At 68.0% G+C, this 19,653-nt stretch carries 15 protein-coding genes and 1 pseudogene; 13 read left to right on the forward strand and 3 right to left on the reverse strand.

All coding sequences use genetic code 11. The features are described 5' to 3' along the window. Positions 1-126 precede the first annotated feature (126 nt). Complete coding sequence (locus tag J7I98_RS28820) at positions 127-342, reverse strand: hypothetical protein (RefSeq protein WP_214927967.1); 216 nt, start codon at positions 340-342, stop codon at positions 127-129. A 338-nt stretch (positions 343-680) separates the two neighbouring features. On the opposite strand from J7I98_RS28820, the gene J7I98_RS28825 reads away from it, so the two are divergent. Further along, the gene (locus J7I98_RS28825; RefSeq protein WP_308377980.1) at positions 681-1,415 is read left to right on the forward strand and encodes a hypothetical protein; all 735 of its coding nucleotides are present in this window, start codon (positions 681-683) and stop codon (positions 1,413-1,415) included. A gap of 376 nt (positions 1,416-1,791) precedes the next feature. Here J7I98_RS28825 and J7I98_RS28830 read toward each other — a convergent pair whose 3' ends face one another. Continuing rightward, a complete protein-coding gene (locus J7I98_RS28830; RefSeq protein WP_214927968.1) occupies positions 1,792-2,742 on the reverse strand; it encodes a LysR family transcriptional regulator in 951 nt (316 codons plus the stop codon). A gap of 115 nt (positions 2,743-2,857) precedes the next feature. Here J7I98_RS28830 and J7I98_RS28835 point away from each other — a divergent pair, with 115 nt between their 5' ends. The 5 genes from J7I98_RS28835 to J7I98_RS28855 all read left to right on the forward strand — a co-directional run bounded on the left by J7I98_RS28835 (position 2,858) and on the right by J7I98_RS28855 (position 10,833). Then, complete coding sequence (locus tag J7I98_RS28835; protein WP_214927969.1) at positions 2,858-4,309, forward strand: MFS transporter; 1,452 nt, start codon at positions 2,858-2,860, stop codon at positions 4,307-4,309. A 19-nt stretch (positions 4,310-4,328) separates the two neighbouring features. Continuing rightward, positions 4,329-4,871 (forward strand): pyridoxamine 5'-phosphate oxidase family protein, encoded by a 543-nt coding sequence (locus J7I98_RS28840; RefSeq protein ID WP_251021352.1) that lies wholly within the window; start codon positions 4,329-4,331, stop codon positions 4,869-4,871. Between the two features lie 1,146 nt (positions 4,872-6,017). Further along, the gene (locus J7I98_RS28845; protein WP_214927970.1) at positions 6,018-8,699 is read left to right on the forward strand and encodes a prenyltransferase/squalene oxidase repeat-containing protein; all 2,682 of its coding nucleotides are present in this window, start codon (positions 6,018-6,020) and stop codon (positions 8,697-8,699) included. Then, positions 8,696-10,357 (forward strand): GMC oxidoreductase, encoded by a 1,662-nt coding sequence (locus J7I98_RS42670; RefSeq protein ID WP_214927971.1) that lies wholly within the window; start codon positions 8,696-8,698, stop codon positions 10,355-10,357. Before J7I98_RS28845 ends, J7I98_RS42670 begins: the two co-directional genes overlap by 4 nt. Next, positions 10,354-10,833 carry a DUF4334 domain-containing protein gene (locus J7I98_RS28855; protein WP_214927972.1) on the forward strand — a complete coding sequence of 160 codons (480 nt, stop codon included), beginning with the start codon at positions 10,354-10,356 and terminating at the stop codon, positions 10,831-10,833. The genes J7I98_RS42670 and J7I98_RS28855 overlap by 4 nt, the downstream gene beginning before the upstream one ends. A gap of 324 nt (positions 10,834-11,157) precedes the next feature. Here the strand turns inward: J7I98_RS28855 and J7I98_RS28860 are convergent, their stop codons facing one another. Further along, positions 11,158-11,430, reverse strand: coding sequence for a sterol desaturase family protein (locus J7I98_RS28860; protein WP_214927973.1), 273 nt, complete (start codon positions 11,428-11,430; stop codon positions 11,158-11,160). Positions 11,431-11,531: 101 nt separating this feature from the next. Between J7I98_RS28860 and J7I98_RS28865 the strand changes: the two are divergent. From J7I98_RS28865 to J7I98_RS28895, 7 genes and pseudogenes are all read left to right on the forward strand, one after another. Next, a pseudogene (locus J7I98_RS28865) lies at positions 11,532-12,908 on the forward strand (AMP-binding protein); the annotation flags it as partial. A gap of 29 nt (positions 12,909-12,937) precedes the next feature. Further along, positions 12,938-13,102 carry a hypothetical protein gene (locus J7I98_RS28870; protein ID WP_214927974.1) on the forward strand — a complete coding sequence of 55 codons (165 nt, stop codon included), beginning with the start codon at positions 12,938-12,940 and terminating at the stop codon, positions 13,100-13,102. A gap of 31 nt (positions 13,103-13,133) precedes the next feature. After that, a complete protein-coding gene (locus J7I98_RS28875) occupies positions 13,134-14,675 on the forward strand; it encodes an AMP-binding protein (protein ID WP_214927975.1) in 1,542 nt (513 codons plus the stop codon). Between the two features lie 468 nt (positions 14,676-15,143). Next, positions 15,144-15,626, forward strand: a complete 483-nt coding sequence (locus tag J7I98_RS28880) for a winged helix-turn-helix domain-containing protein (protein ID WP_374225186.1) — start codon at positions 15,144-15,146, stop codon at positions 15,624-15,626. After that, on the forward strand, positions 15,551-16,150 hold the full coding sequence (locus J7I98_RS28885) for a transposase (protein WP_308377981.1): 600 nt from the start codon (positions 15,551-15,553) through the stop codon (positions 16,148-16,150). Before J7I98_RS28880 ends, J7I98_RS28885 begins: the two co-directional genes overlap by 76 nt. 474 nt (positions 16,151-16,624) lie before the next feature. Then, entirely contained in the window at positions 16,625-18,424 is a 1,800-nt protein-coding gene (locus J7I98_RS28890) for an ATP-binding protein (protein WP_214927978.1), read from the forward strand. A 50-nt stretch (positions 18,425-18,474) separates the two neighbouring features. Continuing rightward, positions 18,475-19,647, forward strand: a complete 1,173-nt coding sequence (locus tag J7I98_RS28895) for an exonuclease SbcCD subunit D (protein WP_214927979.1) — start codon at positions 18,475-18,477, stop codon at positions 19,645-19,647. The last annotated feature ends 6 nt before the right edge of the window (positions 19,648-19,653 follow it).

The raw sequence follows: 19,653 nt of genomic DNA on the forward strand, positions 1-19,653 counted from the left end.
CCCTTAAGTCACTGGTATTGAGGCTAAGGCACAAACGACTCTGGCTCCGCCCATGGGCGGAGCCAGAGTCAACAGCTGATTGGCCTTCTCGGCTTTAAGTGCGCCCTCACACCACGGGCGCAGGTGTCACTTGGTGCGGAAGCTGTGCAGCAGATTGGCCAGTGTCGCCCGGAGGCGCCGGTTCTTCTGCTTGAGAAGGCGCGCTTCTTCCTCGTTCAGGTCGCCTGACCGCAAGGTGCTGGCCCGCTGTTCCATATAGGCAGCAGGATCAGCTCGAAACTCCCTCATCCGAGGGTCGCCTTCTAAGGCGATGCCGTTCCACACACCCGCAGGTGTAGCCATGATCGAATCCCCCCAGGACTCAGCTTCCTCGTCGCCGTGGCTGGGCCTGGGACCCCGTCCCTGACCCCGAGGTGAGCTCTCGTCATCATCGGTCAACGAAACCTGCCCACTGCGTCGGTGTCACAAGCCCCCGCCTGCCTTGCGGCGGCAAACGGTTCGAAGCGACGATGGACGCCTGTCGAGAAGCTGGCTACGCCAACGTGTACCGGCTCGACACACTAGCCGAGAAATACCCCAACAGACCGCGGATGAAACGAATTTCGCTCACTTGGGCTACTCTCCGTTTATCGTTCGTGACTGTGCTTCCCGGCGGTTCGCTCGGGGCCGGGAGGTTGCAAGTGGGCAAGAGCGCGATCGCTGCTGGCGTTCTGGCGGTATTGGCATATGTCGCTCAGATGGTCATCGGTCTCGACATGGCTGACTGGTTGTTCTGGACGATCACCAGCATCGGCGCGATAGCAACCCTGACGACCGTCTGGCTGGCTAATCGGCGCGTCGCCACAGCGCATCAGGCCGCTGAGGCCGCGACCAAGAACCAGCGCAGAGCGTTCGAGGACGTCCTGGTGCCTCTGACGCTCAACCTCGGCCTCATCGTCTCCAGCACCGTCAGGGTCGAACGACGGGCACTCAAACAGCAAACCAAGTTGGCGATCGTCGCCCTCACGGCCAACTTGATCGGTCCGCCAGACACGCGAGCGTGCTTCCTGGAAGAGACCCCCAACCCGTCGCCGGGGATGCGGGAAGTTAAATGCCAGAGCAACTTATGGTCTGGCAGGAATGTCGCGCCGGTCACAACCTTCAGGGAGTGCGACAGGCGGGGCAGAGAGGTGCTGAAGCTGCTCGACGAGGGAACGAGCCAGTTCGTTCACGACGTTGACCAGCTGCCACCAGAGCTGAAGCCCGACAGCGACACCTACAAGACGTACATCACCTGCGCGGTCACAGCAGGAGACATGTCATTCGGGCTCCTGACGGTCGACTGCCTCAATCCGGGTGACCTGCACCAGGACGACGTCACGATGGTCGAGGTCTTTGCCCGCATGCTGGGCGTTGCCCTCGCCGCGCGGCGCTAGTGCGGAGAGTCGGCGGCCCGCTCGCTCCGGCAGACCTTCCGGCGCGGCGCACCCGCCCGGCCCTCAGCTTCGGCTGAGGGTCGGGCCGCGCATTGCCCCGAGGACTGAAGCCCCCGGTACGCCGCTTGCCTTCTCCAGCAGGTCAGCCGGGATGCGGCCGCGGCTGCTGACCTCAATGCCCTGTACCGGGCTGGGTACTTTCATGCGAACGCCGACAGGCGCCCGTATTCCGGGGACTTCAGACCGTTCAGGCACCAGAAGTACCGGTCACCTGCAGCTTGTCCTGTCTCCTCCCACTGCCTCGTCAGCCGGTCGACGGGGAGGCCGGTTCGGGGGAGGACTTCATCACCCGGGGCCGACGCCCCGGGGTGGCCGATCAGCCGGGTATCGCTCTCCTGGGATCGGCCGGAGCCATGTCCCGTGCGATCTCGCGTGCTATGCGACCGAAGAGTTCCATCGCCCGGTTGCCGCCGTCGGACCGCCACATCAGGCCGTATCCGAGGGGATTCTCTCCCTCCACCGGGATGTAGGAGATACCGGGACGGCCGTGGTAGAGGGCGATGTGGGCCCCTGACAGCAAGGCTCCCTTGCCGCCGGCGACGAGTGTCAGTGCCTCTTGGAAGTTGGTGACGGACGGCCCCTGCTCGATCGGCCTGCCGCTGGGTGTGCGCGTCGGCAGTTGATGCTCCAGCCAGTACTCCGGGATGTCTCCCTCGATCGTCAGCAACGGCACACGGGCCAGGTCCTCAAGTGTCACCGTGTTCCGCCCGGCCAGGGGATGCCCGGCCGCGACAGCCAGCACCCTGTCCTCGACGAGGAGTGTGGGGCCGCGGGTCAAGTCGTCCTCGTGCACGGGGAAGTCCGCCAACTGGAGGTCGAAATCGCCCTTTCGTAGCATTCCGTACGGATCAGAGAGCGGCACCTCGCATACCTCGACGGCGAGTTCGGGATGGGTGGTGCGCAGCTTCTCGATCGTCTTCATCACCATCTCTCCGGCCAAGGGCGTGGAGAAGCCGACGTGTAGGACTCCTTCGATGCCGCGTGCCGAGGCGACGGCACGCGCCAGGGCGTTCTCGATGCCGCGGTAGTGCGGTTTGAGGTCGTCACGGAGGCGGCTGCCCAGGCTGGTGAGGGCCACACGTCGGCTCGTGCGCGTGAACAGAGGCGCTCCGACGCGGCGCTCCAGCTTCTGGATGAGCTGACTCACCCGGGCGCGGGAGAGATGCAGGCGGGTCGCGGTACGGCCGAAGTGCAGTTCTTCGGCGAGTACGAGAAAGCAGTCGAGCTCGTTCTGGTCCACGTACGTCTCCGGGATAGGTGCGGACATGGATCGGTAAGCCTGGCTGTCCGAACGTTGCGATCACCGCTGTTGTTCCCAGGTGGGTTGTGGCGAAGGCTTGAGGCACCGACAACACCTCACACTCCGGAAGGAGTTCATCATCATGAGTGCCTTGAGCGCTTCGGGCGGACTGAGCACACGCAAGTGGGGCATCCTGCTCGTGCTGTGCGGCGCGATCTTCCTCGAAGGCATCGATGTCGCCATGCTCAATGTGGCGCTGCCGTCGATCCGCGCCGACCTCGGACTCTCCACCGGTGAGCTGCAGTGGGTCATGAGCGCCTACGTGCTCGGTTACGGCGGCTTCATGCTCCTCGGCGGACGGGCGGCCGACCTGTTCGGACGCCGTCAGATGTTCGTCTTCTGGCTCACCGTCTTCCTGCTGTTCTCCGGGCTCGGCGGATTCGCCACCGAGGGGTGGATGCTGATCGTCGCGCGGTTCATCACGGGCGTCGCCGCAGCCTTCATGACCCCGGCGGGTCTGTCCATCATCACCACGGGCTTCGCCGAGGGTCCGGAGCGGAACAAGGCCCTGCTCATCTACTCGGGCACCGCCGCGGGAGGCTTCACGATCGGTCTGGTCGCCGGTGGGCTGCTCACCGCCGTCGGCTGGCGGTGGGTCTTCTTCGCCCCGGTCGTGCTCTCCTTCCTCATCCTCGTCGCGGCCCTCGCGTTCGTCCCCAAGTCGGCACGCCCGGACAGATCCGGTAAGCACGTCGACGCCGCCGGCGCGCTCACCGTCACCGCTGCCCTCGTGCTGATCGTGCTGGCCGTCGAGCGTGCGGCCAACGCCGGGATCACTGCCAGCGCCGGAACGTTGCTGGCCGGGCTGGCGTTCTTCGCGGCCTTCCTCGTCATTGAACGGCGCTCCGCCGAGCCCCTGGTACGCATGGGTATCTTCCGCAACGGCTCCCTGGTGCGGGCGAACCTTTCGGCGATGCTGTTCGCCGCCGGGTTCTTCGGCTTCCAGTTCCTGGTCGTGCTGTATCTCCAGGAACTGCGCGACTGGTCGACGCTGCAGACGAGCTTCGCGATGCTGGTCATCGGGGTCGACGCGATTCTCTCGCCGACCCTCACCCCACGGCTGGTCAACCGCTTCGGCACCGCCAAGGTGATCTTCGGGGGGCTCCTGCTCGCGGTGCTCTCCTACGGGCTGTTCCTCCCGCTGGGTGCGGACTGGAGCTACGCGGCGATGTTCCCGAGCCTGATCATCCTCGGCCTCGCGTTCTCCCTGGCGTACGGCCCGCTCACCATCGTGGCCACGGAAGGAATCGCGGAGGAGGAGCAGGGGCTCGCGGGCGGTCTTCTCTACACCGCCTTCCAGTTCGGTGCCGCCCTCGGGCTCTCCGCAGTCACCGCCGTCAGCGTGGCCGCCACGCACGCGGAGACTCCTGCCGCACTGCTGGACGGTTACCGGGCCGGTCTGCTCGTCCCGTTCGCGGCGGCGGTCGTCGCTGCTGTCCTCAGCGCCTTCGGCCTGCGCACCCGGCGGGGCGGCGAGCCGTCCGCCGCGGTGGACGCTGCCGGTGAGCGAATCGACGTCCCCGTCTCCCGCTGATCCTCGAAAGGACAGACTCATGGCCGATACCGTCAGCGAGTTCTCCGAGATCCAGGACTCCTTCCTCGACTACATCCGCGACATCAAGTACGCGACCATGGTCACTGTCGACCGTCAGCACCGCCCGCGCGCTCGTGTGCTGCTGCCCGTATGGGAGATCGTCGACGGCGAGCCGGTCGGCTGGCTCGCCGCGTACCGGACCCCCGTCAAGAGCGCGCACCTCGCAGGCAACCCCCACACGACGTACGCGTACTGGAATCCCCGTCAGAACGCGGTCTTCGTGGACAGCGTCTCCACCTGGGCCGACGACGAGGAATCCAAGCTTCATGCGTGGGACCTGTACAAGCGGGGCGGTCCGCCGGGTGTGGGCTACGACCCGGTCCACTACTGGCATGGCGGTCCCGGCGATCCCGGCTACCACGTGCTGCGGATCGATCCATGGCGCATACAACTCGTCCGCGGTTCCGATCTGCGCAGCACGCTGTGGCGGATGCAGGACCCGGCCCCGGCGGTCACCTCGTCCGCCGCCTCGAGGAACTCGGCCAAGGCGGCCGTCTGCTGAATCCTGGTGAGAAGGACGGATGACCCCGCTCCGACGGGGGTCATCCGTCCTTCTCACGCGTGGTTCCTGCTCCGGCGGCCGTGGGGCCGGTGGTGTCACGGCCGCGGCTGGTCCAGGACCGTCCGGAAGCCGCACCGGGAACAGCGCGAGACTTGCGGATGGGGAGGGTGCGCCGTCCCCTCCGTAGGAAATGACGCGTCCGTGAGACAGAACTCCCCAGCCAAGCTGTGAGACAGCCGCAGAAGCCGCAGGTCACGGCACCGCTCTATGCCACGGGCGGCGAGACCCTACAGCTGTCTTCGCGCCGCCTGCGATCCGTCCAAGACCGGCACGCACAGCCGTAAGGCCCGCGAACTGCCCGGCAGCCCGCCGTAGCGTCCCCTCCCGCTCCGCTTCCACGGCCAGCTGCCCGGCAGCCGGCGCGCGAACGCTCGGCAACAGCGAGCACCTCCAGCTTGGCACGTACCTCCCGAAGCTGCTGGCTCAACTTCTATGCCCGCACCTTCAGTTCGGCTTTCCAGGCCGCCGTAGTCAGCTCACGAAGGTCCCATCCCGTATCCCTGGCTTCCACCCGCTGTACCTCCCAGCCGGAGCGATGGCTGACGATCCGCCCGCCCCGCCCGGCAGGTGCAGTTCCAGTCGAGCCCACGCCGCATCCGATAAGTCGCCCCGCCCCATACGGTCGAGAACTACGCGCGATGCTGGGCGTTACCAACCCATCAAAGGGTGATGGCTTCTTCATCGCGCCCCGCCTCCCGGTGGTAGGAGGCGGCCAAGTTGTAACGGGCGGCGAGAGTGTCGAGGTGCTCGGGCCCCAGCAGCCGCTCTCGGCCGGCGACTACCTGTTCTTCGCCTCTCGGCTGGACCCGGGCAGGAGGGGTGGACAGGGGAGTCGGAGACGCACTGCCGCCGGGCGAACCTGGATGCGGTGGATGCCCTCGTGGGACCGGATGTAGGCGCCCTGCAGCGGCACGCCATCGGGCGTGCCGCACAGCGTGGGATGGATGGTCAGCTTGGGCTTCGCCCGGGGATGGCGACCCATACCCCCTGATCTATCGGATAAGCGCACTCTTTTAGGGAATAGCCCAGACCTGCACCGTCGGACAGTCTGGTGCCGGGAGATGATCACTCGTCGAAGGGCACTGGATGGCATCCGTTACGCAAGCGACTCCTCAGCAGCGGCCCCAGGGGCCGGTGGACCTGCCGCGTTTCGCTATGCCGTACCGGGCCCGCGAGAGCCCGTACACCGACGAGGTCCGTGCCCGCTCCCTTCGGTGGGCGCGGGAGCAGGGGTTCGTCGGTCCCGGTGTGTGGACCGAGCAGCAGTTCGCGGATATGGACTTCGCGCGGTTGTGCGCGTCGACCCACCCGGACGCGGAGGCCAGCCGGCTCGCGCTGGTGACCTGCTGGTACAGCTGGCTGTTTTTCCTCGACGACTTCTACGCCGCCGCTCCGGCCGCCCCGGGCGGCCCCGCCGACCGCGCTCTGGCCGACCTGTGGTCACAGACGTATCCGCTGATGACCCCCGACTGGTCCCGGCGCTTCGCGCAGAGCACCGTCAGCGCGATCGACGAACACCGCTATGAGCTGGCCAACTCAGCCGCACAGCAGGTGCCGGGGCCGCTGGAGTACGCAGCGATGCGTCGCATCGGATGCGCGGGAAAGTGGTCGGCCGAGCTCGTCGAGCTCGCTCACGGCACCCCGCTGGCGCCCGCGATTGCGCACGCGCTGCCGATGCGCGATCTGAACGACTGCTTCAGCGACGTGCTGCGCCTGCACAACGACATCGTGTCCTACAACCGGGAGACGCAGTCGGAGAACGAGGTCAACAACGGCGTCCTGGTCGTGGAGCACTCGGCGGGCTGCACACCCCAGGAGGCCGCTGAGCTGGTGAACCAGGTGCTCACGCTGCGCCTGGAGCAGTTCCGGCACATCGCCGACGTGGAGTTACCCGCCGCCGTGGCCCTGCACGGTCTCGGACCGGCCGAGCGGGAGACCGTGGAGCGCCATGTCGGGGGGCTGCGGGACTTCATGGCCGGTGACTTCGCCTGGCACAACAGCACCGGCCGGTACGCGGACGGGGTGCCGCACGCCGCTGAGGACGCCGCTGCTCCGACCGCGGGCCCTTCGGCCGCGATGTCGTCCGGGGCGTTCGGTGCTCCGGGGCCGACCGGCATGGGGACGTCGGCCGCACTCCTCGGGCGCCGCCCGGCGGATCCGGCGCCGGATGCCGCCCCCGTGTCGCCGCCGCGGTTCGACGCGCTGGGGCTGCTGGCCCCCGCGATCGGGGGCCCGGCCCACGGGGTGTGCGAGTTCCCGGTCAAGGAGCGGATGCTCCGGCTGCGGGCGCAGGTGGCGGGGTGCTTCGACGACCGGGGGGCCTTCGAGGACGTCTGTGCCAGCCGAGTCCTGGAGTCGACGATGATACTGACCCTGCTGCGGCGGACCCGGCGCTACCCCGCCGTACAGAGCGGCCTGGTCGGCTTTCTGACGGTGCGTCAGGCAGATCCGGGACTGAGCACCCTGGAGCGCCGGGTCGCCGAGGCGAGTCTCGATCTCACGGGGCCCGACACCGCGTCCGACGGTCTGCTGGGCGGGTTCGACCACTTCACCTCCGGGCGCAAGCAGATGATGCTCGGTACATATCTAGCGGTGCTCGGCGCCGCTCCGTACCCCGAACTGGACATCTCCTCCATCGACCACCGGGGGCACGCCTCCTGGGTGGAGCTCGCCCTGTGCTCGGTGAAGGTCCTCAACGCGCACGGGCGCGGGCGGCCCGACCTGATCACGGACGAGGACCGCGCGTACCTGCTGGACCGGCTCCGGTCGGCCAGGCGCGACATCTGGGAGGGAAACATCGGCGCCCATCTGCTGGCGCTGCTCGCCGTGCACGCCTTCGCCCCCGACAGCCAGTTGATCGGGGACGGCATCGACGCGGTGCTGGCGGCCCGCAATCCGGACGCGGGGGTGCCCTTCATCCCGGACTACACCGCGTTCCTCGGTTCGGTGGCGGCGCTGGCTCTCGCGAAGAGCGGGGCCGAGCGGCTGCTGCTGACGCGGATCGGCGACTATCTGTGCCTCCAGCAGAACGACGACGACGGCTGGCCCTTCACCGAGCGCGTCCAGCAGACCGATGTCGAGGGCACGGGAGCCGTGGTCGAGTTCCTGGCAGCGGTCGACCCCGAGCGCTACGGCGAGCCGATCGACCGCGGCCGGCGCTACATCGCGGCGATGGCGAACCCTGACGGCGGATTCCCCACCTATCTGCGCGGCCACCCCACGGAGGTGGTGATGACCGCGAACGCGGTGCTCGCGCTTGCCCCCGATTGGGACCGCTACGCCCCCGTCCTGCTGCCCGCGGTGCGCTGCCTGATCCGCGCCCAGAAGCCCGACGGGACCTTCGAGCGCAGCTGGAGCCTGAGCGAGGCGCACGCGATCCGGCGCGTCATGCACGCACTGCGCTGCGTCCCCGAGCGGGCCCGCGGCGGGTCGGACGGTGAGCTGGGCGGGGAGTTGGGCGGTGAGCTGGACCGGGCGGCCGCCCTGGCCGAGGCCTATCTGTCGGACAGCCAGAACCCGGACGGGGGATGGGGGCAGCAGGCGGGCGACGAGAGCGACCCGATCAGCACCGCCCACTCGCTCGGCGCGGGCGCCGCGCTCGGCACACCGCCCTGGTGCCGCCGCGGAACGGACTACCTGCTGCGGCACCAGCGCCCCGACGGGGGCTTCAGCTCAAAACCCGACCAAGTGGCGCCGCGACCCATCCCGTACGACTTTCCCAACCTGGCCAACATCTTCGTACTCAACGCCCTGGGAGATCTGCTGTGAACGCCGCGGACGACGCCCGCGACTACGACGTCGTAGTCATCGGCTCGGGATTCGGGGGCAGTGTGGCCGCGCTCCGCCTCGCGGAGAAGGGGTACCGGGTGGTCGTGCTGGAAGCCGGCGCCCGCTATGAACCGGAGGACCTGCCGGCCACCAACCTGCGGCTGCGCCGCACCCTTTGGCTGCCGCGCCTGGGCTGCAGGGGGATCCAGCGGATGACGTTGCTGCGCCATGTCCTCGCGGTGTCCGGTGCCGGGGTCGGCGGCGGTTCGCTGACCTACGCCAACGCGCTGTACCGCCCGCCCGAGGCGTTCTACGACGCACCGCAGTGGGCCGACGTGACCGACTGGCGCACCGAACTCGCCCCCCATCTCGCCCGCGCCGAGCGGATGCTGGGCGTCACCACCGCACCGCCAGGCACACCGGCGGACGAGGTGCTGCGCGAGACCGCCGAGCGAATGGGCTGCGCGGACACGTTCCATCAGGCGCCGATCGGCGTCTTCATCGGCGAGCCGGGAACGACCGTCCCCGACCCGTACTTCGGCGGCATCGGCCCGGACCGCACGGGCTGCACCCAGTGCGGAGCCTGCATCACCGGCTGCCAGTACGGCGCGAAGAACACCCTGCCGATGAACTACCTCCACCTCGCCCAGCGGGCGGGCGCGGAGATCCGTCCGATGACCACGGTCCGTACGGTCAAACCGCTGCCCGGCGGGGGCTACACCGTCGGCACCGAACGCTCGGGGGCCTGGGTGCGGCGCCGCCGCAAGCGGATCACTGCCACCCATGTGGTGTTCTCGGCGGGCTCGATCGGTACGCAGACGCTGCTGCACCGGCTGCGGGACACCGGCGCACTGCCGTCGGTCTCGGGCCGCCTGGGCGTGCTGACCCGGACCAACTCCGAGGCCATCCACTTCATCCAGAACTCCCGCCGACCGGCCGACTTCACCGAGGGGACGGCCATCACCATGGGGATGAGACCCGACGCGGACACCTGTGTGCAGGCCATCCGCTTCGGCCGCGGCAGCAATCTGATGGGCGCGCTGGCCACGCTCCAGGTACCGGCGGGGCCGCCGCTCCGCCGGATCCTGGCCCAGTGGCGCACACCGCGCAAACTCCTGGCCGGGACGGGCATGCGCCGGTGGGCCGAACGGGGCCTGGCCTTCCTGGTGATGCAGTCCCTGGACAACTCGCTGACCCTGGTCCGCAAGCGGGGCCTGTTCGGCGCGCGCCTGGCCAGTACGCAGGGGCCCAACCCCAACCCGGACACCATCCCGGTCGCCCTGCGCACCGCGGAGATCGCCGCGGAGGTCGCCCACGCCCAGCCGAGCATGACCGTGACGAACCTCTTCAACATCCCCATCACGGCGCATCTGATCGGGGGTTGTGTCATCGGCGCGACCGAGCGGACCGGTGTCGTCGACCCCTGGCAGCGTCTCTACGGCCACCCGGGGCTCCACGTCGTGGACGGTTCCGTGGTCCCCGCGAACCCCGGAGTCAACCCCGCACTGACCATCACCGCTCTCGCGGAACGCGCCATGGCCCACTGGCCCAACCAGGGCCGTCCCGACCCCCGGCCACCGGTCGGCTCCGCCTATCAGCCGCTCCCGCCCATCCCGGCCGGAGCTCCGCAATGGGACACCGAGAGGAACACCCAGTGAACATCGACGAGGCACGCGCACGTTTCAGGGCCCTGAGGGCCGGTGACGGAGCCGGTAGCGGAAAGGTGGACCCCGACGAGCTCGACGCGATCTGGGTCGCACTGGAGACCGTGCGCCCCGGGGAGATCCTCGGCAGCTGGCAGGGCAGCGAGTTCGACACCGGACACCGGATGAACGGCCAGCTGGGCGCGGTGAGGTGGTACGGGAAGACCTTCGACGCGCTCCTCGACGCAAAGCCCTTGGTGTGCCGCGACGAGGCGGGCGAGCTCTACTCCAACGTCGAGCTCGGCAAGGGCGAGGCGAGTCTGTGGGACGTGGAGTTCCGCGGCGAGACCACGGCGACCATGGTCTATGACGGGCAGCCGATCTTCGACCACTTCAAGAAGGTCGACGACGGCACGCTCATGGGCATCATGAACGGCAAGAACGTCCTGGACGACGGACGGCACTTCTACTTCGTGCTGGACCGGGCCTGAGAGACCCCGCCGAGGCCCCGGGCAGCGGGGTCGGCCGACGCATCCCGCCGGTCGGCCCAACCCGGGCCCGTCGAGACCCTGCTCAGCGGCTTACTGCGCTGTGCCCTCGGCAGGATTCGAACCTGCGACACCCGCTTCAGGAGTGGGATCGAGTCCTTGCCGGGCGGTGCCTCACCGTGCCGCGTGGTGCTGTTCTTCCTGATCAGCGCCTCGCGGCATGGGGGAAGGGCCGGCGTGTGACGGCTCGTCTCACGCCGTCCGCTCACGCATCGCTCACGCGTGGGCGGACGTTCTTACGTGTGGCGGATCGCCGCTTCCTGTGATTCAAGCTGAGGTGTTGCGGCGGAGGGGTGCAGTGCCGAAGACGTAGTCCCAGTACGGGCAGCTGACACCGAAGCCGGTTCTGTTGTCGCGGAAGTGGTGCTGCATGTGTCGGCGTCTGAGGGATCGGCCGATGCGGGAGGTGGGCCGGTGGTGGTGCAGGTAGTAGTGCAACGTGTCATAGATGACATAGCCGACGGTGAAGCCTGAGGTGGCTGCGCAACCAAGTCCGGTGCCGGTGGAAGTCTGGAAGGCCCACGCGACGGCCGCCGTCACGGGCAGGCGACCAAGGGGTAGTGAGATCAGGTCAGTGATTACACGATGGCAGTGAGTGGTCCGGCAATGGCCCGGCAACGCCCGGGCGTCGAGGAGGACACATGAGCGCACTAGGCGCGACGGAGAAGTTCCGGGCGGCCCGGGACTTTCTGCTCCAGCACCGTGAGGACTACGCGGCGGCGTACGAAGGCTTTGCCTGGCCGCGTCCCGAGCGGTTCAACTGGGCGCTCGACTGGTTCGACCGGATCGCCGAAGGCAATGACAGGACCGCCCTGCACATCGTGGAGGAGGACGGCCGACGGGCGGAGTTCTCGTTCGCGGCCCTCTCTGCCCGCTCCGACCGGGTCGCCAACTGGCTGCGCGCACAAGGCGTCAGCCCCGGTGACCGCATCCTCGTCATGCTCGGCAACCAGGTCGAGCTGTGGGAGACCGCGCTCGCCGCGATGAAGCTGCGCGCCGTGGTCATCCCCGCGACACCGCTGCTCGGGCCCGCCGACCTGCGGGACCGGATCGAGCGGGGCAGAGCCCGGCATGTGATCGTGCGGGCCGACGACGCCGCCAAGTTCGACGACGTACCGGGGGAGTACACCCGTATCGTCGTCGGGGGCGGCGGCCGCGCCGGCTGGCTGGCGTACGGCGACGCGGACGGGAGCCCGGAGGCCTTCGAGCCGGACGGAGTCACACGCGCCGACGATCCGCTGATGCTCTACTTCACGTCCGGCACGACCGCCAGGCCCAAACTTGTCGAGCACACCCATGTGTCGTATCCCATCGGCCACTTGGCGACGATGTACTGGATCGGGCTCAAGCCCGGCGACGTGCATCTCAACATTTCCTCGCCCGGCTGGGCCAAGCACGCCTGGTCCAATCTCTTCGCCCCCTGGAACGCCGAGGCGACCGTCTTCATTCACAACTACACCCGCTTCGACCCGGCCAGGCTGATGTCCGAGATGGACCGCGCGGGCGTGACCAGCTTCTGCGCCCCGCCCACCGTGTGGCGGATGCTGATCCAGGCCGACCTCGGGCAGTTGCGTACGCCGCCGCGCGAGGCCCTGGCCGCAGGAGAACCGCTCAACCCCGAAGTGATCGAGACTGTACGGCGCGAGTGGGGGGTGACGATCAGGGACGGCTTCGGGCAGACCGAGACCGCCGTCCAGGTCGCCAACACCCCCGGGCAGCGGCTCCTCGCGGGCTCCATGGGGCGGCCGAGCCCCGGCTTCGCCGTCGAACTGCTCGACCCGGTCACGGGGGAGGCGGGTGTGAGCGAGGGCGAGATCTGCCTCGACCTGGCCGGCGACCCGGTCGGCCTGATGACCGGGTACCACGGCGACCCGGAGCGTACGGCGGAGGCGATGGCGGGCGGCTACTACCGCACCGGCGACATCGGTTCGCGCGACGCCGACGGGTACATCACCTACATCGGGCGCGCGGACGACGTGTTCAAGGCGTCAAGATCAGGGGGCATTCCTTTTCAAATGCGGCTGGGTGCTTGACCGTCGCCGTTTCGGTGGCGCCGTCACGCTTGACGGGCTACTGGGCACGGGTGGAGGGCGCCCCGCCGACCCGCAAGGTCTATGTTGCGCAGATCGACGCGGCGGCCAAGGGTGGCCGCAAGCCCGTCAAGCCGCTGTTCCAGGTGGCGGAAGTGGCAAGTGCCGGACTCCCCACCTGAAGTAGTTGTTTCGGACACAGCAGAGAGAGTTATGCGGATTCCGATGACGGTCGCGGACTTCCTCGACCGGGCAGAGCTGGGGTTCTTCTCCAGTACCGGTGTCGTCGACGAGCCGAATCAGCCCGGCCCGCCAGTGCCCGAGTCGACGTATGGGCGGCTTGGCGAGCGGGTTCGGGCCTGGCAGGCGGGGCTCGACGCGCTCGGCGTCGGCGAGGGCGAGCGGGTCGCGGTGGTCAGCCACAACTCGGCGCGGATGCTTGAGCTGTTGTTCGCGGTGCCGATGAGCGGTCGGATCTGTGTGCCGGTCAACTTCCGCCTCAAGCCCGAAGAGATTGACTACGTGGTACGGCAGAGCGGGTCCTCGGTCCTGCTCATCGACCCAGAGCTGGACGACGCGCTCCCGGGCATCAAGGCGCGCCACCGGTTCGTTCTCGGTGAGCAGACCGAAAGCGAGCTGATGCGGTTCGGCGTCGAGCCGCGCCCGTGGTCGAACCCGGACGAGGATGCCACCGCGACGATCAACTACACGTCGGGCACCACCGCCCGGCCCAAGGGCGTGCAGCTGACCCACCGCAACATCTGGGTCAACGGGCTTACCTTCGGGCTGCACACCCGTGTGTGGGAACGCGATGTTTACTTGCACACGCTGCCGATGTTCCACTGCAACGGCTGGGGAATGCCGTACGTGATGGCCGGACTCGGCGTCAAACAGGTGGTGCTGCGCAAGGTCGACGGCGTCGAAATCCTGCGCCGGGTCGCCGAACACGGCGTCACGCTCATGTGCGGCGCGCCCGCGGTGTGGAACGCGGTGCTGGATGCGGCAGCGACCTGGCAGGGCGAGATCCCGGGCCGCGACCGCGTACGGATCGTCTGCGCCGGGGCACCCCCGCCGACCAAGATGATCCAGCGGATGGGCGAGGAACTGGGCTGGGAGTTCACCCAGATCTACGGTCTGACCGAGCCGTCACCGCTGCTCACCTTCAACCGGACCCGGCCCGCCGACGCCGAACTGCCGGCCGAGGAGCGGGCGCGAAAGTTGTCCCGCGCGGGGCTGCCGGCGCTCGGGGTGAAGCTGAAGGTCTCCGATTCCGGCGAGGTCCTGGCCCGGTCGAACGTCGTGCTCGACGGCTACTGGGACAAGACCGAGGAGACCTCAGCAGCACTTGAGGGCGGTTGGTTCCACACCGGCGACGGCGGCACGATCGACGAGACGGACGGGCACCTGACGATCTCCGACCGGAAGAAGGACGTGATCATCACCGGTGGCGAGAACGTGTCGTCGATCGAGGTGGAGGACATGATCTTCAGCCACCCGGCGGTCGCCGAGGTCGCCGTCATCGGTGTGCCGCACGAGAAGTGGGGCGAGACGATCAAAGCACTCGTGGTCCTCGCCGAAGGAGCGACGGCGCAGGAGTCCGACATCATCGCCCACTGCAAGCAGCGGATGGCCGGCTACAAGGCGCCGACGACCGTCGAGTTCCGCGACGCCATCCCGCGCACGGCCACCGGCAAGATCCAGAAGTTCAAGCTTCGCGAGCCGTACTGGACCGGCCTGGACCGAGAGATCAACTGATCGGCGACCCTGTACGCGAGGCCGGATGCGAGCGAGCGCCAGCAGCATCCGGCGTTCGCCAGCGAGCCGTAGGTTCGAGTCCTGGGCAGGAGCCACAAAACATGGCTGGTCGCGACCGCACGGCTGATCTGGTTATTCAGGGCCCGGCTGCGGGTGGAGGGGCGGACGCGGCTGGTGCCCCTCGCTGTCGGCCGGTAGCGGATGAGTTGTGCAAGTCGACTGGCAGTCCAAGGGGCCAGCCACGGCCGTCGCAGGCGAGTTGCATTTCGTCAGATCGCCTCGGGATCGGCCGAGGGGACACTCGGCCGGTCCCTTCGGCTGCTGCTGCCGGGCAGTGCGCTACTGAACTTGATTGGGTGATGTCGGGCTGTTCGCCTGACGGCGTGCGGGTCGGGTCGGTAGTTGTGGGCTGTGAGATACGCGTAGGGCGGTGGGTTGACCGACGCTGAGAGGGCCGGGCGGGAGCGGATTCGGCTGGAGGCGGTCGGCCGCTTCGAGGGCGGGGAGAAGAACAGGGAGATCGCTGCCGCGCTGCGGGTGAGTGAGCGGTCGGTGGAGCGCTGGCGCCGTCAGTGGCGGGAGCGTGGTCAAGGCGGTGTCCGCTCGAAGGGTTCACCCGGGCGTCCGAGACTGAGCGAGGCTCAAATAGCAAGGCTTGAACGGGAGTTGGAGCGTGGTCCGCTCGCTCATGGATGGGCGGACCAGCGTTGGACGCTCGCTCGTGTGAAGACGTTGATCGGGCGGATGTTCCATGTCAGTTACACGGTGGAGGGCACATGGCGGCTGCTGAAGCGTCATGGCTGGTCGTGGCAGCAGCCGGCCCGTAGGGCGATCGAGCGGGACGATGAGGCGGTCGAGTTGTGGAAGAAGGAGGTGTGGCCGCGGGTAAAAGCACCGCGGCGGTCCGCGGGGCCTGGATCGTCTGCGAGGACGAGGCCAGTCAGTCGCTGAGGCCGCCACGGGCCAGGACCTGGGGCCGGGTCGGCCAGACGCCAGTGGTCCGGGTACGGGGCCGGGGTTCCGGACGCGTCTCCATGGCCGGAATGACCTGCTTCAAGAACGGAGAGCGTTCACGGCTCATCTACAGCTTCCGCGTCCATCGGGGACGCAAGGGCGAGCCCAAGGGCTTCACCTGGCAGGACTACCGCGACCTGATCGTGCGGGCACATAACCAGCTCAGTGGCCCGATCGTCCTGGTCTGGGACAACCTGCGGACTCATCTGATGCCACAAATGAAGGCTTTCATCGCCGAGAACGACGACTGGCTGACGGTGTTCCACTTCCCCGCCTACGCGCCGGACCTCAACCCGCAGGAAGGCATCTGGTCGCTGGTGAAACGCACCATCGGCAACCTCGCCGCCGCGAACCTCGACCAGCTGGCCACCTCTGTGAAACGCAGCCTCAAGAAGGTCCAGTACCGTCCACACCTGATCAACGGCTGCCTCATGGGCACCGGCCTGACCATGGAAACCTGACCACGATCAGGCCGACATCACGCATTCAAGTTCAGTAGCGTCGCACTACGGGCGCTCGCTGCTGGAGCGATGGACTCGACCGATTGCCGCGCAGTTTCCTGTCCCCTGGGGTCGCGGCGCAGCCGCGCCCCACCGTGGAGGTCTGTCCCCCCTGCGGCGGCCTCTTCCTCGCCTGTCGCTGACACCCGTCCCCCAAGCACCCTTCACTGGGGGTAGCAATGTTCTGCGGACAGTGACAACGATCGCGAAGACGGGTCATGGCTGCCGTGCACCAAGGGTGAGGGAACATTATCGTTAATTTAGGACGAGTCGGACCCGGGCTAGGTGGAATGGCAGTCAGGTAGTGATGCTGATCGACAGTGCCAGCATGGTCCGATTTCTCTGAACAGTGACCGTGGGCGGCCTTGGGGAGTCCGGGAGCTCTCACATCGGCTACACGGTTGCTCGGAGATGGCCATGGACGGATGTGATCCAGTGGGCGCACCGAAAGACGAGGTCACCGCAGCGCGGCAGCGGGATGGGCTGAAGGAGCCGGGCGCTGCCGAACAGGCTGTTGGCCGCGTGCTGGGAACCGAGGCTGCGACCCCGCTTCAGTTCTGGGTAGCGCTCGAGCCGGCGTCGTACCTGCAGCTGGACGACGTCGTCGTGACTGCACGGCAGGTGCCCGGTGTGGGCTCGGTGACGACGGCTGGAGTGGTCACTGCAGTCCACGCCCGGCACGAGGGCGCGCAATTTCCCTCGGATGTGTTCCTCATCGAGGAGGGGGTGCTGCCTGGGGAGGTGCAGGAGACTGCGGAGATCACCACGACCCGGGTCGAACCGGAGTGCTACGTGCCGCCGAAGCCGGGTGCCGTGGCGCAGAGGGCGACCGGTGCCCAGCGCGCGCAGGCACTGTACTTCGACCAGATGGACCACAGGGTGCCCATCGGGCTCGGCCGGGACGGTAGCCCGATCTATGTTGATCTTGAGTTCATCGACGGCACCCGGGGCGCGCATGTGTCGATCTCCGGGGTGTCAGGCGTGGCAACGAAGACCAGTTTCGCGCTGTTCCTGCTCTATTCGATCTTCCGCTCTGGTGTGCTGGATCGGCGCGCGCTGAATGCGAAGGCGCTGGTGTTCTCCGTCAAGGGTGAGGACCTGCTGTTCCTGGACCATGCGAACAACCGGCTCGACGACGAGGTCCGCGACCGTTACGGCCGGCTCGGGCTTCGTGCCGAGCCATTCTCGTCGGTCGGCTTCTACGCGCCGCCGACTCCAGAGGACACGACCGGTCGGCCGAACGTGGTGAGCCGCACCAGCGGGGTCACGGCGTTCTGGTGGACACCGGTCGAGTTCTGTCGCGAGGAGCTGCTTCCATATGTGTTCGCCGACGCGGAGGACGAACGCCACCAGTACACGATGGTCGTCCACCAGGTGGCAACCCGGCTGCGCCTGGACGCCGCGCTGGTCGGCGCGGACGGTGCCGTGGGCATTGACGGGATGACGGTGCGCACCTACGACGATCTGGTCGACCTCGTGGTGGCCAAGGTCAGCGACGACCAAACCCGAGTCGCGTGGGCTGGGCAGGCCACCGGCCTGGGCACGGTTAATGCGTTTGTCCGTCGGCTGCGTTCCTCGCTCCGGGCGCTGCGCCCGATCATCCGGGCCGACATCCCGCAGGCGATGGGGCGACGGATCTCCACGGAGGACCAGCAAGTCACCGTGGTTGACCTGCACAATCTGCCGGAGCGGGCGCAGCGGTTCGTCGTCGGTGTCGTGCTTGCGCACGAGACCGAACGCAAGGAGCAGGCCGGGCCGGGTGGGCTGCTGTTCACGATGATCGACGAACTCAACAAGTACGCGCCGAGGGAGGGGACGAGCCCGATCAAGGAAGCGGTGCTCGACATCGCCGAGCGGGGCCGTTCCCTGGGCATCATCCTCATTGGCGCCCAGCAGACGGCGAGCGAGGTTGAGCGACGGGTCATCGCCAATAGCTCCATCAGGGTTGTCGGCCGGCTCGACTCGGCCGAGGCGGCCCGCCCCGAGTACAGGTTCCTCCCGGCGAGCCAGCGCGCCCGCGCGACGCTTGCCAAGCCCGGCACCATGTTCGTCAGCCAGCCGGAGGTCCCAGTGCCGCTCGCGGTCGAGTTTCCGTTCCCTGCCTGGGCGACCCGTCCGAGCGGATGTGGCGAGGTCCCGCATACCTCACCCCTGCCCGGCGAGGAGTCCCACGCTGAGCCAACGGACCCGTTCGCGCGGCTGCCCCGGCCGACCGACGACGTTCCACGCCTTTGACCGCGCGCCTGCCTGCGTCAGCAGCCGGCATGGGGAAAGGAGGCGAGTACATGAAGTTCCTGCACACATCGGATTGGCATGTCGGCAAGGTACTCAAGGGCCATAGCCGCCTCGACGAACAGCGCGCCGCCCTGGGGGAGATCATCCAGGTGGCACGCGACCACGAGGTCGACGCTGTCATCATCGCCGGAGACCTCTACGAGTCATCCGCCCCCACCGCGGACGCCCAGCAGCTCGTCGTGCAGACACTGCTCGCGTTGCGAGGCACTGGCGCCGAGGTCCTTGCGATCGCCGGCAACCACGACCACGCCTCCACCTTCGACGCCTACCGGCCGCTCATGGCGAGCGCTGGGATCACCTGGGTCGGCAATGCCCGCACCGCGGCCGACGGCGGCCTGGTCGAGTTCACTGCCCGCTCGACCGGAGAACCGGTCACCGTCGCCATGCTGCCGTTCCTTTCCCAGCGCTACGCGGTACGTGCTGCCGAGCTTGTCACGAAAACGCCTGCTGAAAGCTCGGCCGGCTACGACCAGCTGGTGCGCGACCTGCTCGCCGCGCTCACGGTCGGCTTCCGCGATGACGCGGTCAACCTGATTACGGCGCACCTAACCGTAGTTGGGGGAATTCTCGGCGGAGGTGAGCGTTCAGCCCAGTCGATCTTCGACTACTGGGTACCCGCCGGTGCCTTCCCACCAGACGCGCACTACGTCGCACTCGGACACCTCCACCGCCGCCAGTCGCTGCCTGCGCCGTGCCCTGTGCACTACTGCGGCAGCCCGATCGCCCTCGACTTCGGCGAGCAGGACAACCCCTCCAGGGTGCTCGTCGTTGAGGCTGAGGTCGGCACGCCGGCCCACATCGCCGCCGAGGTGCCGATCAACTCGGGTCGACGGCTGCGCACTGTGCACGGCACCGTTGATGAGCTGGCCGAGAGCGCTGACGCGTTCGGCGACGACTACCTGAGGGTGTTGGTACGGGAATCAACGCGCGCTGGTCTACGGAAGGACGTGCAGGAGTTGCTCCCGAACGCGTTGGAAGTGCGCATCGATCCCGAGTTCGCCGCACCGGTGAACACTGCCCGGCCGTCCACACCGGCCAACGGCGTGGAACGCAGTCCTGCCGAGTTGCTCCACGAGTATTGCGTCGCCCGGAAGCTGGTCGACGAGCGGGTCGAAGCACTATTCGCCAGGCTCCACGCCCAGGTCACGGCCGGTGACGCCTGACGGCAG

It is taken from the genome of Streptomyces sp. ISL-98 (assembly GCF_018614055.1).
In the GTDB taxonomy this organism is placed as follows: domain Bacteria; phylum Actinomycetota; class Actinomycetes; order Streptomycetales; family Streptomycetaceae; genus Streptomyces; species Streptomyces spiramyceticus.